The organism is Tardiphaga sp. 839_C3_N1_4 (assembly GCF_051811045.1).
Classification (GTDB): Bacteria; Pseudomonadota; Alphaproteobacteria; order Rhizobiales; family Xanthobacteraceae; genus Tardiphaga.
Window position 1 is genome coordinate 2585882 of sequence record NZ_JBPWQD010000001.1, and the last position, 14195, is coordinate 2600076.

Here is a 14195-nt window from a genome sequence, read left to right on the forward strand (position 1 = left end):
GCTTTTTTGTTGGGATCGATTATCTGATCGGCTTCGCCAGCGCCTCAGTCCGGTCGCGCTCGGTCATGTCGATCACCGTTTCGACGGGTGCCGTTAATTCATAGACGTAGGACACATCGGTGAAGTAGCGCTTCGCCGTGCCACCCAGCGCTTCCGGCGCCACGCGATCGAGCAGCACCAGACCGAAATCGCTGTCCGGCCGCCGCGTTGCTTCACTGGTATTGAACTCTTCCCAGCGGAAATTGAATAGCCCATCCGGCTCACTGCCCGTAATCTCCCAATGCGCAACGATATGCGGATGTTTGCCCACCAGCGACAGGCCCTCGTCGGAATGCGAGGCCAGCTCAAAGAACAGCAGCGACAGGCTCTGCGCAGCGCGCGCGCTGACAATGATGTCCGGACCTTCCAGTGCGATACGGTCGGCATGCGGGATCGCACGCGCCTCGAACAGGCCCTTGAGCTGCACGCCCTGCCACTGGCTCTCGCTCAACAGCGAGACGACATTCGACATCGCGTGAATGCGGCCGATCAGGAGATCGCGCGCGCTGTCCACGTCGGAGCCGTGACGCAGCGTGCGGGTCACGATGGACTGGATCACCGCCAAAATGTTCTTCACGCGATGATTGAGCTCGTCGATAACGGCGGTCAGGCGACGTTCAAAGCCGATGCGGATCTCTACCTCGCGCCGCAGCCGCAGATTGGCGTAAGAGACATAGCCAAATAGCCCGCAAACAATGGCCGTCAGCGCGAGGCCGAACCCGCCGACGATGATCGCGGTGCGCTGCGCGCGCAGCTCGGTATTGATCTTCGGATAATAGCCCAGCGACCAGTCACGCCCTCCGAACGAAACCGTGCGCAGGACTGCCAGCGCAGGACCATTCCCCACCAACGGGCGCGCCGTTACCCTGCCGTCGTCGTCGGCGACGATTTCGCCATCAGCGACACGCGGATCTTTCAGCGCCACCGAGAACAATGACATCTCGTCATTGGCCAGCATCAACGGTCCGAGTTCATAGGAGAACGACACGAAGCCGGCCGGCGCGGGATTGCCCTCGGACACCACTGGCGTCACCAGTACCAATCCCAGCTGTCCATCGGGCTGCTGCAGCGGCGTGGGATTGGAGGCAACCGGCTTGCCTTCGTTCAGGGCGCGAGCCAGCGTTGGCCCTGTGATGGGGGAGAAGTTCAGGACGCGACCGGCAAAGCCGTCGGTGACGGAATTGCGTGGCTCCACATCCATCAGCACGTCCAGCGGCTGCTCCAGCGCCTTGGCATCGAGGCGATCGTCGTTGTAGTTGCGGATCGTGGGATTGCGGTAGCCGGCACTGGCGAGCTCCGCGCTGGCGGCCGCCAATTCATTCGGCTGCAGGCGAGCGATCCATCCGGCGATGGCGAAATCGGTCTTGAAGGCGTAGATCGAAGACCGCAACGGCTGCAGCATATTGGCCTTCATGACCGTGGGGGCACGAAACAGCCCGGCTGCAACCCGGGCCAGCAATTCGCGCTCGGTCAGACGCTCCTGCACCAGGCTGGCATGGATATCCACGGCCCGGCCCAGCGCGATATTCTCGATCGCCAGCTCCTGGTCATGCACGCGATAGGCCGCAAGGCCGGAGAGCAGAGCTCCGACCAGTGCCAGTAATGCGATGATGAAGCCAAGCCGGACCACACGGATACTCGGGAAATTAGGAGACGTTGCTGCCGGGTCAGCGGCTCAGGAGTATGCCAATCATGCCGGAACAATTTGGTTCCAGCCCGATGGAAATTATTTCCGGACCGGACAAATCTTGAAAAACAGGCTTAACGCAATATCACACGACAGACTGGCCGACGGGCATCGACCAGCCCGTCGTTATAGCCAACTCGATATGAACGCCTCAAGTCGAAGCCCGCTCGTGAGACTACGGCAGAGGCCTTATTCACAAGTCTCAGGCGACTGCCTTGGCCCTAAGACCGCCCTTGCTCTCAATGAATGAGATAATCCGGTCGAGACCTTCCCGCGTCTTCATATTGGTCATCACGAAGGGCCTGACCCCGCGCATCCGTTTGGCATCGACGTCCATCTTCTCGAGCGAAGCCCCGACATAGGGCGCAAGGTCGATCTTGTTGATCACCAGCAGGTCCGAGCGCGTGATGCCCGGCCCCCCCTTGGAGGGGATCTTGTCGCCGGCCGCGACGTCGATGACGTAGATGGTGATATCGGCCAGTTCCGGCGAGAAGGTCGCCGCGAGGTTGTCGCCGCCGGATTCGATCAGCACCATGTCGAGATCGGGAAACTTGACGCGCATGTCGGCGACGGCGGCGAGGTTCATCGAGGCGTCCTCGCGGATCGCCGTATGCGGACAGCCGCCAGTTTCGACGCCAGCAATGCGATCCGCTGTCAGCGAGCCCGAGCGCACCAGATATTCGGCGTCCCACTTCGTGTAGATGTCATTGGTGATCGCCGCGATGTCGTAGCGCTCGCGCATGGTCTTGCACAGCAGGTCCATCAGCGCGGTCTTGCCGGAGCCGACGGGACCGCCAATGCCGACGCGGAGCGGACCGTGAAAACTGGACATGTCAAATGCTCTCCGGGTTGAGGGTATCGTTGCAAATCATGACCTGAACAGCCGCGTATACTGCGTCTCGTGACGCATGCCGGCGATATCAGAGCGGAATGTCGCGCCGCCGAGATCGTCGAGGGATGCGGCCATGGCGCGATGGCCTGTGGTCACGACGACGGGCTCCAGCGCTGCAAGTACGCGCTGGCTGTCGGTCTGACCGAGCGGCACCAGCCGCGCGCCAGCGGAAATCCAGTTCGAGACCACCGCGTGGAAAAAGCCATGCATCGTTGCGGAGAGCGGCACACCATGGGCGGCACTCACAAGCCCGACGGCAACGGGATAGACGATCGGGCTGTCGCATATCGCGATCAGCCGCTCCATACCCTCATGCGACCAGGCATTACGTGCGATCTCAATGAAGGCCTTGCCTTGCGTGGTGGTCTCCAGCTGACGTTCCCTTGATGGCGCGAAGGCGCTGGCGAGTTCGGCAACCTCACGCAATGCCTTGTCGTCGCCGTCAGATGCCGCGCGGTGCACATGAGCGAGAAACACGCCATCGCAAAACCCTGCGCCATCGGACAGCATCGCCGACAACCAGTCCTGCAGGCTGGCGGCATTGGTGATGTCCCCTGCTTCCACCGCCCATTCGATACCGCTGGAATAGGAAAACGCGCCGACAGGAAAAGCCGGCGACAGCCAGGTCATCAGCCGGTACAGCGCAGCGCCTTCGTCGGCAGACAAGGCGGGAGAGTCGTTCAGCGAACTATTGTCCGCCGGTCTATTTGTGGTCATGAGCATGAGAGTGACGATGGTGGTCGTGCTTGCTGTCGTGATCATGGTGATGATCGTGATCGTGACCGCAATGCTCGTCATGGACATGCTCGGCATGACCATGCGCCTGGTGACGATGGTCATGTTCGCCGTGATCGTGGCCATGATGATCATGTCCATGATCGTGATGAGCATGATCGTGATGACCGTGATGCCCATGTGCGGCCGGCTCAGGCGCAGCGGCATAGGCGCCGCCTTCGGGATCGAACGGGGCCTCGATCTCGATCACGCGCGCGCCGAGGCCCTTGACCATTTCCTCGATCACATGGTCGCTGCGGATGCGCAGTCCCTTGGCCATGATCTGCGTCGGCAGATGGCGGTTGCCGAGATGCCAGGCGAGCCGCACCAGATGGCCGGGATCGGTACCACGGATCTCGATCAACGGCTCCGGCGCTGCGACCACCTCGATCAGGCGGCCGTCTTCCAGCACCAAGGCATCGCCGCCGCGCAAGGCGACGGCGTTTTCGAGATCGAGCAGGAATTCCAGTCCGCGCGTCCCCGTCATCGCCATACGGCGACGATGACGATCGTCGAAGTCGAGAACGACGGTGTCCACCGCCGCCTCTTTCCAGTTGTATTGGCCTTTGACCTCAGTCGCGCGGATCATGGAATCTCTCGTTCAGCTTTTTTTTGAGCACGCTCTAGCGCACCACGACGTCAGCCGGGGTGATGATTTCGATCTTCGGAGGCGCGCTGAAGCATTTCACCGCAACGCGGCCGAAGGTCTTCATGTGCTCCTGCGTCCGGTGCGGCACCAGCGCCTCGGCATTCTCCCACTGCTCGACGAATACCATGCGGGTCGGATCGGTGACACTCTCGTGCAGATCATAGGCAATGTTACCCGCTTCCTTGCGGGTCTCGGCGATACAAGCCTTGGCAGCTTCGATCAGTTCGGCGCGGGCTTCGGGTTTCACGGACAAAGTGGCAACGACGTAGATCAAGGGGGAGTCCTCCCGGTTTGTTATTGTGGCTAAGAATGCCGGGACGGACATTAGGGGGGAATGCGAGGGGGAGGAAGGGGGCTTTCGAAGACCCCTCGGTTGTCGTCCCCGCGAAGGCGGGGACGACAACCGAGGTTGCATCAATACATAAAGTACCTCTGCGCCATAGGCAGCACTTCCGCCGGCTCGCAGGTCAGAAGCTCGCCATCCGCCCTCACCTCATAGGTCTCCGAATCCACCTCGATCTTCGGCGTCGCGCCGTTGTGGATCATGCTTTTCTTCGAGATGCCGTCGCGGACGTTCTCCACCGCATAGAGCGACTTCTGGATACCGAGCTTCTTGGCGAGACCGCCGGCCACGGCTGCCCCCGATGTGAACACAACCGACGACTGCGTCAGCGCGCGGCCGAAGGCGCCGAACATCGGCTGATAATGCACGGGCTGCGGCGTGGGAATGGACGCGTTGGGATCGCCCATCGGCGCCGCGACAATCGAGCCGCCCTTGATGACGAGGTCAGGCTTCACACCGAAGAACGCCGGCGACCACAGCACCAGATCCGCCATCTTGCCCTTCTCCACCGAGCCGATCAGCTTCGACACACCATGCGCAATCGCCGGATTGATCGTGTATTTCGCGATGTAGCGCTTGACGCGGAAATTGTCGTTGTTGCCCTTGTCTTCCTTCAGCGAGCCGCGCTGCTTCTTCATCTTGTCGGCGGTCTGCCACGTCCGGATGATCACTTCGCCGAGCCGGCCCATGGCCTGACTGTCCGACGACATCATCGAGAGCGCGCCGAGATCGTGCAGGATGTCTTCGGCGGCGATCGTCTCCTTGCGGATGCGGCTTTCGGCAAAGGCAAGATCTTCCGCAATCGAAGGATCCAGATGGTGGCACACCATCAGCATGTCCAGATGCTCATCGATGGTGTTGCGCGTGAACGGCCGGGTCGGGTTGGTCGACGACGGCAACACGTTCTTGAGGCCTGCGACCTTGATGATATCGGGCGCATGGCCGCCGCCGGCACCTTCAGTGTGGAAGGCGTGGATGGTGCGGCCCTTGAAGGCCTTGATGGTGTCCTCGACAAAACCCGACTCGTTCAGCGTGTCGGAGTGCAGCATCACCTGCACGTCGTAGTCGTCGGCGACGCTGAGGCAGTTATCGATCGCGGCAGGCGTGGTGCCCCAGTCCTCGTGCAGCTTCAGCGCACAGGCGCCGGCATTGATCATTTCCACCAGCGGCGCGGGCTTCGAGGCATTGCCCTTGCCGGAAATGCCGAGATTGACCGGGAACGCATCGAAGGACTGGATCATCCGCGCGATGTGCCACGGACCGGGCGTACAGGTCGTCGCGAAGGTGCCGTGCGACGGGCCGGTGCCGCCGCCCAGCATCGAGGTGACACCCGACATCAGCGCGTGTTCGATCTGCTGCGGGCAGATGAAATGGATATGGCTGTCGAAGCCGCCGGCAGTGAGGATCTTTCCTTCACCCGCGATGACATCGGTGCCCGGACCGACATTGATGGTCACGCCCGGCTGGATATCCGGATTGCCGGCCTTGCCGATGGCATGGACCATGCCGCCCTTGAGGGCCACGTCGGCCTTCACGATGCCCCAGTGATCGACGATCAGCACGTTGGTGATGACGGTATCGACGGCGCCCTGCGACCGTGTTGCCTGCGACTGCCCCATGCCGTCGCGGATCACCTTGCCGCCGCCGAACTTCACCTCCTCGCCGTAGATGGTGAAGTCCTTCTCCACCTCGATGATCAGATCGGTGTCGGCGAGCCGTACGCGATCGCCGGTGGTCGGGCCGAACATGTCGGCATAGACGGAGCGTTTGATTTTCACGGGCATCAGATCAGGCCTTCCCAACGATGGAAGATGAGGAGAGTGGGTTCGAACGCAGCGATGCCGCCGGGGGCGCAGACATCCCGATCAGTGCGCAGCCTGCGCCTTCGTTCATTGACGGCGTGACCCGCGACTTCCATAGCTTCGCGCACCCCAAAAAGGCGCGCGGCGTCGGGATCTGAGACGGAGACCGATATCGTGAGATGGAAGAACGTCTATCCATTTGTTGCGGCATGCCTGCTGTTCGCGCTGACGTCCTGGCTATACATGACCCGCGTCATGTGGCTCGGATTTCCGGATGGCTTCATTGCCGAACTGGACGCTGCCGAGGCGATCCTTGTCACCTGGTTCAACTGGTTCAGCATCGCTCTGGGCATCTGGTTTGTGATCCTTGGCATCCGATCGTTCCGCAGCGATATCGGACGTTGGTCATTGTACAGCTGTCTTCTGTTCGTCTCGGTCGTCCTGATATCGCTGGCCATCGATCGATACTTCCGCTCGTTCATGATGGACAGCGCCGGCGGCTAGGCGTTCAGAGCTTCCCCATCACATCGCCGCGGAAACCATAGATCGTGCGTTTGCCGGCCAGTTCGACCAGTTGCACGTCGCGGCTCTGGCCAGGCTCGAAGCGCACCGCCGTGCCGGCGGCGATGTCGAGGCGCATGCCGCGGGCTTTCTTGCGGTCGAATTTCAGCGCCGGGTTGGTCTCGAAGAAATGATAGTGCGAGCCGACTTGGATCGGCCGGTCGCCGGAATTCGCCACAGTCAATGTCACGGTCTTGCGGCCGGCATTGAGTTCGATCTCGCCGTTCTGGATGAAGCGTTCGCCGGGGATCATGTGGGGCCTCAACGAATGGGTTCGTGAACGGTGACGAGCTTCGTCCCGTCGGGGAACGTCGCTTCCACCTGAATGTCGTGGATCATCTCGGCGATGCCGTCCATGCATTGCGCGCGGGTGATGACCTCGGCGCCGGATTTCATCAGCTCGGCAACGGTACGGCCGTCGCGCGCGCCCTCGACAATGAAATCGGAGATGATGGCGATAGCCTCGGGATGGTTGAGCTTGACGCCGCGCTCCAGCCGGCGGCGCGCCACGATGGCGGCCATCGAGATCAGGAGCTTGTCTTTTTCGCGGGGGGAGAGATTCATGCGAACACTCTGATAGGTTTAGTTGAGCCACATGCGCGGCAGCATCGCGCCTGATCGCCCGAGCACCGCCATCATGTCGGCGCGCAGCTTGGCCGCATCTTGTGCACAGAAGCGGGCCATTGCAAAGCCGTTCCAGCAGGAGATACCGACTTCGCCGCCGGCGCCATCCGTGGCTTCGCGTAGCCGCTCAATGAGCGCCTCGTCACCGGGCACGATGAGCGCCGTGCCAATCGCCACGGCGCCATGTCCGATGGCCGGTCGCGCCAGTTTCGCGGCGATATCACCATCCAGCCGCACGTTTTCCGCGAACACCAGCCTGCCGCCGCGGCGCAGGCGCCAGCGGTCGACGAAAGACCCCGTCTGCATCACCTCGCCCATGGCCGCACGACCGAACACCACGATCTCGCAAAGAAAAAGCGTCGCGCGATCGGCCAGATCGATATCGATGCGCCTGATGGTGCGGGCTTGGTCGAACAGGATGGTTTCCTGCGGCAGCCAGGACAGATGCGCGCCGGCTTCGGCCTTCAGCGCGATATTGATTTCGGCCGCGGGACCATGCGAGCGATAGACCTTCTCGGCGGCCGCCGTGGTCACTGTCAGGCGCGCGCCCTCGCCGGCCGCGATATCGATATTGAAGCGGTCGCCGCCGGCCGCACCGCCGGCGGTGTTGACGAACATCGCCGACAGGCCGTGATCTTCAGGGGACGGAAAGCGCACGCGCAGCGAGCCGGATTCATGTAGCTGGCGGCGGCGAGTCTTGCCCTCCACCAGATGCACGTCGAACCTCACCGCGCCGCGGGCACGGTTGGCGGCGAAGATCGCCGAGGGCGACAGCGTGGTGTTGTCAGCCTGCATGCACTCTCCGGCTTTGAGCCCGCGTTACAGCGCCATCTGGCGGCTGATCTCGGCGGGATCGAGCGTGCTGCGGTCACAGGTGTATTTCACCGCGCCGCGATCCATCACGGCGAAGTTGTCGCCGAGTTCGCAGGCAAAGTCGAGATACTGTTCCACGAGGACGATAGCGATATTGCCGAGCGAGCGCAGATAGGAAATGGCGCGGCCGATATCCTTGATGATCGAGGGCTGGATGCCTTCAGTCGGCTCATCCAGCAGCAGGAGCTTCGGTCGCATCACCAGCGCACGGCCGATGGCAAGCTGCTGCTGCTGGCCGCCGGAGAGATCGCCGCCGCGCCGACCGAGCATCGAGTTCAGCACCGGAAACAGCGAGAACACGTCGTCGGGAATATTGCGGTCGGCGCGCTTCAGCGGCGCATAACCGGTCTTGAGGTTCTCCTCCACCGTGAGCAGCGGGAAGATCTCGCGCCCCTGCGGCACGAAGGAAATACCACGCCGCGCCCGCTCGAACGGCTTCAGCGTCGAGATATCCTGGCCGTCGAAGGTGATCGAACCTGACGAAATCGCCTGCTGGCCGACCATGGCGCGCAGCAGCGATGTCTTGCCGACACCGTTGCGGCCGAGGACACAGGTGACCTTACCCGGCTCCGCCGAAACGGTGACGCCGCGCAGGGCCTGCGCTGCGCCGTAATAGAGGCTGATATTGTCGACTTTGAGCATACTCTATCGCCCCAGATACACTTCGACCACGCGGTCATTGGTCGACACATCGTCGATGGCGCCTTCGGCCAGCACCGTGCCTTCATGCAGACATGTCACCTTGACGCCGAGTTCGCGCACGAAGGTCATGTCGTGCTCGACCACCATGACGGTCTTGTTGTCGCGGTTGATTGCTTTCAGCAGTTCGGCGGTCTGATGCGTCTCGACGTCGGTCATGCCCGCGACGGGCTCGTCCACCAGCAGCAGCTTCGGATCCTGCGCCAGCAGCATGCCGATTTCGAGCCACTGCTTCTGGCCATGCGAGAGATTGCCGGCGAGCCGATCGCGCGAGTCCGTGAGACGGATTGTCTCCAGCACCTTGTCGATGCGTTCGGCTTCGCCCCGGCTGCCGCGCCAGAACAGCGTGCCGCGCACGGAGTGATCGACATTCAGCGCCAGCAGCAGATTGTCGTAAATCGTCTGGCTCTCGAACACTGTCGGCTTCTGAAATTTCCGGCCGATGCCGAGCTCGGCGATCTTGGTCTCGTCGAGCAGCGTGAGATCATGGGTGCCGTCGAAATAGACGTCGCCCTCGTCCGGCTTGGTCTTGCCGGTGATGATGTCCATCATCGTGGTCTTGCCGGCGCCGTTGGGGCCGATGATGGCGCGCATCTCACCGGGTGCCAGCACCATCGACAGGTTATTGATAGCATGGAAGCCGTCGAACGAGACATGGACGCCATCGAGATAGAGCTGCGCCGAGGTGATGCGCTTCTGCCGGGCTTCCGCCTCGCGTGCCGCGACGACGGGATCAATGATAGCAGGCGCGTGGGAGGCCGGCGTTGCGGGGGCTGGCGTTTCAATCACGGTCATCACGCCTTCTCCGCCAGATGAGGTTTGGTGACGCCATCTTCCGCTGCGGCGCTGTCGGCATTCGCGCTATTGCTGGCTTTGCGGCTTTCCGACCACGCATTGAAGGTGCCGATGATGCCCTTAGGCAGCAACAGCGTCACGAGAATGAACAGCGCGCCCAGCATGAACAGCCAGTAGGGAGCAAGGGCGCCGGACGTGAACACCGTCTTGGCGTAGTTGACCACGACCGCGCCGAGCGCCGCGCCGACCAGCGTGCCACGGCCGCCGACCGCGACCCAGATGACTGCTTCGATGGAGTTGGCTGGGGCGAATTCACCGGGATTGATGATGCCGACCTGCGGCACATAGAGCGCACCCGCGACACCGGCCATGCAGGCCGACAGCGTGAACACGAACAGCTTGTAGGATTCGACGCGATAGCCCAAAAATCGTGTGCGGGATTCCGCGTCACGTATGGCGATCAGCACCTTGCCGAGCTTCGAGGTCACGATGGCGCGGCAGACGAGGAAGCCGACGATCAGCGCCAGACAGCTCAGCGCGAACAGCGCCGCACGCGTGCCGTCGGCCTGCACGTTGAATCCGAGGATGTCCTTGAAATCGGTCAGGCCGTTATTGCCGCCGAAACCGAAATCGTTGCGGAAGAAGGCCAGCAGCAGCGCGTAGGTCATCGCCTGGGTGATGATCGACAGATACACGCCAGACACGCGCGAGCGGAAGGTGAGCCAGCCGAACACGAAAGCGAGGATGCCCGGTGCGATCAGCACCATCGCCGCTGCGAACCAGAACATGTCGAAGCCATACCAATACCATGGCAGCGCCTTGTAGTTCAGGAACACCATGAAGTCCGGCAGCAGCGGATTGCCGTAAACGCCGCGCGAGCCGATCTGGCGCATCAGATACATGCCCATGGCATAGCCGCCGAGCGCGAAGAAGGCGCCGTGTCCGAGCGAGAGAATGCCGCAATAGCCCCAGATCAGATCGATGGAGAGCGCGAGGATGGCGTAGCAGACATATTTGCCGAACAGTGCCATCAGATAGGTCGGCACCTGCAGCGGCGAGTCCGCCGGCAGCAGCAGGTTCGACAGCGGAATGAGGATGCCGACAGCGGCGACGATCAGCAGGAAGATCGTGGCGCTGCGATCCAGCGTGCGGGTGAGGAAATGCGGCGTCATGCTTCGATCGCCCTGCCCTTGAGCGCGAACAGGCCGCGCGGCCGTTTCTGGATGAACAGGATGATCAGCACCAGGATGGCGATCTTGCCAAGCACGGCGCCTGCCACCGGCTCGAGAAATTTATTCGCGATGCCGAGCGAGAACGCACCGACCAGCGTGCCCCATAGATTGCCGACGCCGCCGAACACCACGACCATGAAACTGTCGATAATGTAGCTCTGGCCCAGATTGGGCGACACGTTGTCGATCTGCGACAGCGCCACGCCGGCAATGCCCGCAATGCCGGAGCCGAGGCCGAAAGTCAGCGCGTCGACACGCGAGGTCGCGATACCCATCGAGGCCGCCATGCGGCGGTTCTGGGTCACCGCGCGCATCTCAAGTCCAATTGAGGTGTAACGCAGCATCGCCAGCAGGATCGCGAACACGGCAAGCGTGAAGCACAGGATCCAGAGCCGGTTGTATGTGATCGTGAGCTGACCCAGCTCGAATGCGCCGGACATCCAGGAGGGATTGCCGACCTCACGATTGGTCGGGCCGAACATGGTGCGCACCGCCTGTTGCAGCACCAACGACAGGCCCCAGGTCGCCAGCAGGGTTTCCAGCGGACGGCCATAGAGGAAGCGGATGATGGTGCGCTCGATGACGATGCCGAGGAGACCAGCGACGATGAAGGCCAGCGGCACCGCCATCAGCAGCGAGTAATCGAACAGGCCGGGATAGCTGGTGCGGATGACGTCCTGCACCACGAAGGTGACATAGGCGCCGATCATCACCATCTCGCCATGCGCCATGTTGATGACGCCCATCACGCCGAAGGTGATGGCGAGACCGATGGCGGCGAGCAGGAGAACCGAGCCGAGCGACAATCCGTACCAGGCGTTCTGACCGATCGACCACAGTGTCTGCCGGCTGTTGATCGCCGTGACGGCGCTGGCCGCGCTGCGCGCAACGCCGATGGTCTGGTCGCCAGGCAGGCTGGTGAGTAGCGCCAGCGCGTCCTGATCGCCGCGCCCCTTGATGATGGCGATGGATTCGATCTTCTCGGCCTCGGTCGCATCTTCCTTGTAGAGCAGGATCGCGGCGCGGGCCTCGGTGAAGGCCTGCTTGGCGGATTTGTTGGTCTCCTTTTCCAGCGCGGTCTCGATCACCGGCAGCATCGCAGTCTCGTGGCTCTTGAACACCGACTGCGCCGAGGCGATGCGCTTGGCGGGATCCGGCGACATCAGCGTGAGCCCGCCCAGTGCGGATTCGATGTTGCGGCGAAGACGATTGTTGAGGCGCACCGCTGCGGCGCTGGCCGGCACTTCAGCGACGGCCTCGCCGGTGGCAGCGTCAGTCACCTTGCCGTCGGTGCCGGTGAGATAAACCTTCTTGCTGTCGGGATCGGCGGAGAGCCGGCCTTCCTGTAGCGCGGTGATCACAGCGAAAGCCCGCGGATTGCCTGAGGTCGCGATGATGCCCACGGCTTCGTCGCTGTCAGAGAAATCGTCATTGGCGAATTTGGCGACGGCATCCTCGAAAGGACCCGCAAAGGCCGGAATGGCGGTCGCGACGATCAGCAGAAATGCAACAGCGATCGCGCGGAAACGATAAAGGAGATCAGTCACTGGAAAACCCCGGCCGAAGAAAAAAGAGAAGGCGACGGATTCACCGCCTTCTCCAGTTTTGGGAGTCTCGTGTCAGAAGAGTCTCGGGAGGATCATCATTGCGGGCGGAAAATGCCCGCAATGATGGAGAACACAGAACCTCAGAGCGAGATCAGGACCCCTGACCGCCGCACTTGTTGGTCTTGGTGTTGAAGTTGCCGCACTTCTTGCCAACCCAGTCGCCAATCAGGTCCTTGGAGCCGTCGAGCTCCTTCGACCATGCATCGCCAGCCACCAGGGCCGGGGTCTTCCAGACCACGTCGAACTGGCCATTGGCCTTGATCTCGCCAATGAACACCGGCTTGGTGATGTGGTGGTTCGGCAGCATCTTCGAGGTACCGCCGGTCAGGTTCTTGGCTTCGATGCCGGGCAGTGCATCGATGACCTTGTCGGCTTCGATCGACTTGGCCTTCTCGACCGCCTTCACCCACATGTTGAAGCCGATCACGGTGGCTTCCATCGGGTCGTTGGTCACGCGCTTCGGATTCTTGGTGAAGGCCTGCCATTCCTTGATGAACTTCTCGTTCTCAGGGCTCTTGATCGACTGGAAGTAGTTCCAGGCCGCGAGATGGCCGAGCAGCGGCTTGGTGTCGATGCCGGCGAGTTCTTCTTCACCCACCGAGAACGCAACAACCGGAATGTCGGTCGCCTTGATGCCCTGGTTGCCGAGTTCCTTGTAGAACGGAACGTTGGCATCGCCGTTGATGGTCGAGACCACGGCGGTCTTCTTGCCGGCCGAGCCGAACTTCTTGATGTCGGCCACGATCGTCTGCCAGTCACTATGACCAAACGGCGTGTAGTTGATCATGATGTCTTCCTGCTTGACGCCCTTCGACTTCAAGTAGGCTTCGAGAATCTTGTTCGTGGTGCGCGGATAGACGTAGTCGGTGCCGGCCAGCACCCAGCGCTTCACCTTCTCGTCCTTCATCAGGTAGTCGACCGCCGGGATCGCCTGCTGGTTCGGAGCAGCACCCGTGTAGAACACGTTACGCTCGGACTCTTCGCCCTCGTACTGCACGGGATAGAACAGGATGTTGTTCAGTTCCTTGAACACCGGGAGAACCGACTTGCGCGACACCGAGGTCCAGCAGCCGAACACGACGGCAACCTTGTCCTTGGTGATCAGCTCGCGCGCCTTTTCGGCGAACAGCGGCCAGTTCGATGCGGGATCGACCACCACGGCTTCGAGCTTCTTGCCGTTCACGCCGCCTTTCTTGTTCTGCTGATCGATCATGAACAGCACGGTATCTTTCAGCGTGGTCTCGGAAATCGCCATGGTGCCCGACAGCGAATGCAGAACGCCGACCTTGATGGTGTCGTCTGCCGCTTTGGCCGGCGAAAATGCCGACAGGCCCAGAGCCAGACCCGTCGCGGCAGCCATCAGGCTCCGGCGCGACATCGGCTTGGCTATAGCGTGAGTCAAATTGGTAATCATGTGCGGTCTCTCCCTGACGCAGACGAAATCAATGCGGAACGGCCCCACGGCCGGCGCGTTAAGGAGATCGCAAGAAGTGTGCCAGCCCCGGAACACACGTTAAGTGCTTGGGATTGTTCGCTGGTTTCCGATTTTCGCAAAACGCTGAGGCTGGCCTGTTTATTTTTTGTGCAGAAAAATTGATCATGCACACGGCAATCAGCT

Annotated in this window: 16 protein-coding genes; 2 read left to right on the plus strand and 14 right to left on the minus strand. The window is 61.8% G+C overall.

Features of this window, described 5'->3' with window-relative positions; genetic code table 11:
* Positions 1-19 precede the first annotated feature (19 nt).
* The 6 genes from AB8A38_RS12385 to ureC all read right to left on the minus strand — a co-directional run bounded on the left by AB8A38_RS12385 (position 20) and on the right by ureC (position 6168).
* Complete coding sequence (locus tag AB8A38_RS12385) at positions 20-1669, minus strand: CHASE domain-containing protein (RefSeq protein WP_315840988.1); 1650 nt, start codon at positions 1667-1669, stop codon at positions 20-22.
* Between the two features lie 259 nt (positions 1670-1928).
* The gene (gene ureG / locus AB8A38_RS12390) at positions 1929-2558 is read right to left on the minus strand and encodes an urease accessory protein UreG (RefSeq protein WP_439086174.1); all 630 of its coding nucleotides are present in this window, start codon (positions 2556-2558) and stop codon (positions 1929-1931) included.
* A 36-nt stretch (positions 2559-2594) separates the two neighbouring features.
* The gene (locus AB8A38_RS12395) at positions 2595-3341 is read right to left on the minus strand and encodes an urease accessory protein UreF (RefSeq protein WP_439088510.1); all 747 of its coding nucleotides are present in this window, start codon (positions 3339-3341) and stop codon (positions 2595-2597) included.
* Complete coding sequence (locus AB8A38_RS12400; RefSeq protein WP_439086175.1) at positions 3322-3981, minus strand: urease accessory protein UreE; 660 nt, start codon at positions 3979-3981, stop codon at positions 3322-3324. The genes AB8A38_RS12395 and AB8A38_RS12400 overlap by 20 nt, the downstream gene beginning before the upstream one ends.
* Before the next feature lie 34 nt (positions 3982-4015).
* Complete coding sequence (locus tag AB8A38_RS12405) at positions 4016-4315, minus strand: putative quinol monooxygenase (protein ID WP_068733944.1); 300 nt, start codon at positions 4313-4315, stop codon at positions 4016-4018.
* Positions 4316-4455: 140 nt separating this feature from the next.
* The gene (gene ureC / locus AB8A38_RS12410; RefSeq protein WP_439086176.1) at positions 4456-6168 is read right to left on the minus strand and encodes an urease subunit alpha; all 1713 of its coding nucleotides are present in this window, start codon (positions 6166-6168) and stop codon (positions 4456-4458) included.
* 20 nt (positions 6169-6188) lie between these two features.
* On the opposite strand from ureC, the gene AB8A38_RS12415 reads away from it, so the two are divergent.
* Together AB8A38_RS12415 and AB8A38_RS12420 are read left to right on the plus strand one after the other, a co-directional pair.
* Complete coding sequence (locus AB8A38_RS12415) at positions 6189-6344, plus strand: hypothetical protein (RefSeq protein ID WP_439086177.1); 156 nt, start codon at positions 6189-6191, stop codon at positions 6342-6344.
* A gap of 16 nt (positions 6345-6360) precedes the next feature.
* Positions 6361-6690: a hypothetical protein gene (locus AB8A38_RS12420; protein ID WP_439086178.1), complete on the plus strand. Its 330-nt coding sequence runs from the start codon at positions 6361-6363 to the stop codon at positions 6688-6690.
* Positions 6691-6694: 4 nt separating this feature from the next.
* Here the strand turns inward: AB8A38_RS12420 and AB8A38_RS12425 are convergent, their stop codons facing one another.
* The 8 genes from AB8A38_RS12425 to urtA form a co-directional block, all read right to left on the minus strand.
* The gene (locus AB8A38_RS12425) at positions 6695-7000 is read right to left on the minus strand and encodes an urease subunit beta (RefSeq protein ID WP_439086179.1); all 306 of its coding nucleotides are present in this window, start codon (positions 6998-7000) and stop codon (positions 6695-6697) included.
* Between the two features lie 8 nt (positions 7001-7008).
* Positions 7009-7311: an urease subunit gamma gene (locus AB8A38_RS12430; protein ID WP_068733936.1), complete on the minus strand. Its 303-nt coding sequence runs from the start codon at positions 7309-7311 to the stop codon at positions 7009-7011.
* A gap of 18 nt (positions 7312-7329) precedes the next feature.
* A complete protein-coding gene (locus AB8A38_RS12435) occupies positions 7330-8166 on the minus strand; it encodes an urease accessory protein UreD (protein WP_439086180.1) in 837 nt (278 codons plus the stop codon).
* A gap of 24 nt (positions 8167-8190) precedes the next feature.
* On the minus strand, positions 8191-8886 hold the full coding sequence (urtE, locus tag AB8A38_RS12440) for an urea ABC transporter ATP-binding subunit UrtE (RefSeq protein WP_068733931.1): 696 nt from the start codon (positions 8884-8886) through the stop codon (positions 8191-8193).
* A gap of 3 nt (positions 8887-8889) precedes the next feature.
* Positions 8890-9738 (minus strand): urea ABC transporter ATP-binding protein UrtD, encoded by an 849-nt coding sequence (gene urtD, locus AB8A38_RS12445; RefSeq protein WP_439086181.1) that lies wholly within the window; start codon positions 9736-9738, stop codon positions 8890-8892.
* Positions 9738-10910 carry an urea ABC transporter permease subunit UrtC gene (gene urtC, locus AB8A38_RS12450; protein WP_315840982.1) on the minus strand — a complete coding sequence of 391 codons (1173 nt, stop codon included), beginning with the start codon at positions 10908-10910 and terminating at the stop codon, positions 9738-9740. The genes urtD and urtC overlap by 1 nt, the downstream gene beginning before the upstream one ends.
* Positions 10907-12517, minus strand: a complete 1611-nt coding sequence (gene urtB / locus AB8A38_RS12455) for an urea ABC transporter permease subunit UrtB (protein ID WP_439086182.1) — start codon at positions 12515-12517, stop codon at positions 10907-10909. The genes urtC and urtB overlap by 4 nt, the downstream gene beginning before the upstream one ends.
* 151 nt (positions 12518-12668) lie before the next feature.
* Entirely contained in the window at positions 12669-13955 is a 1287-nt protein-coding gene (urtA, locus tag AB8A38_RS12460; protein WP_439088511.1) for an urea ABC transporter substrate-binding protein, read from the minus strand.
* Positions 13956-14195 lie beyond the last annotated feature (240 nt).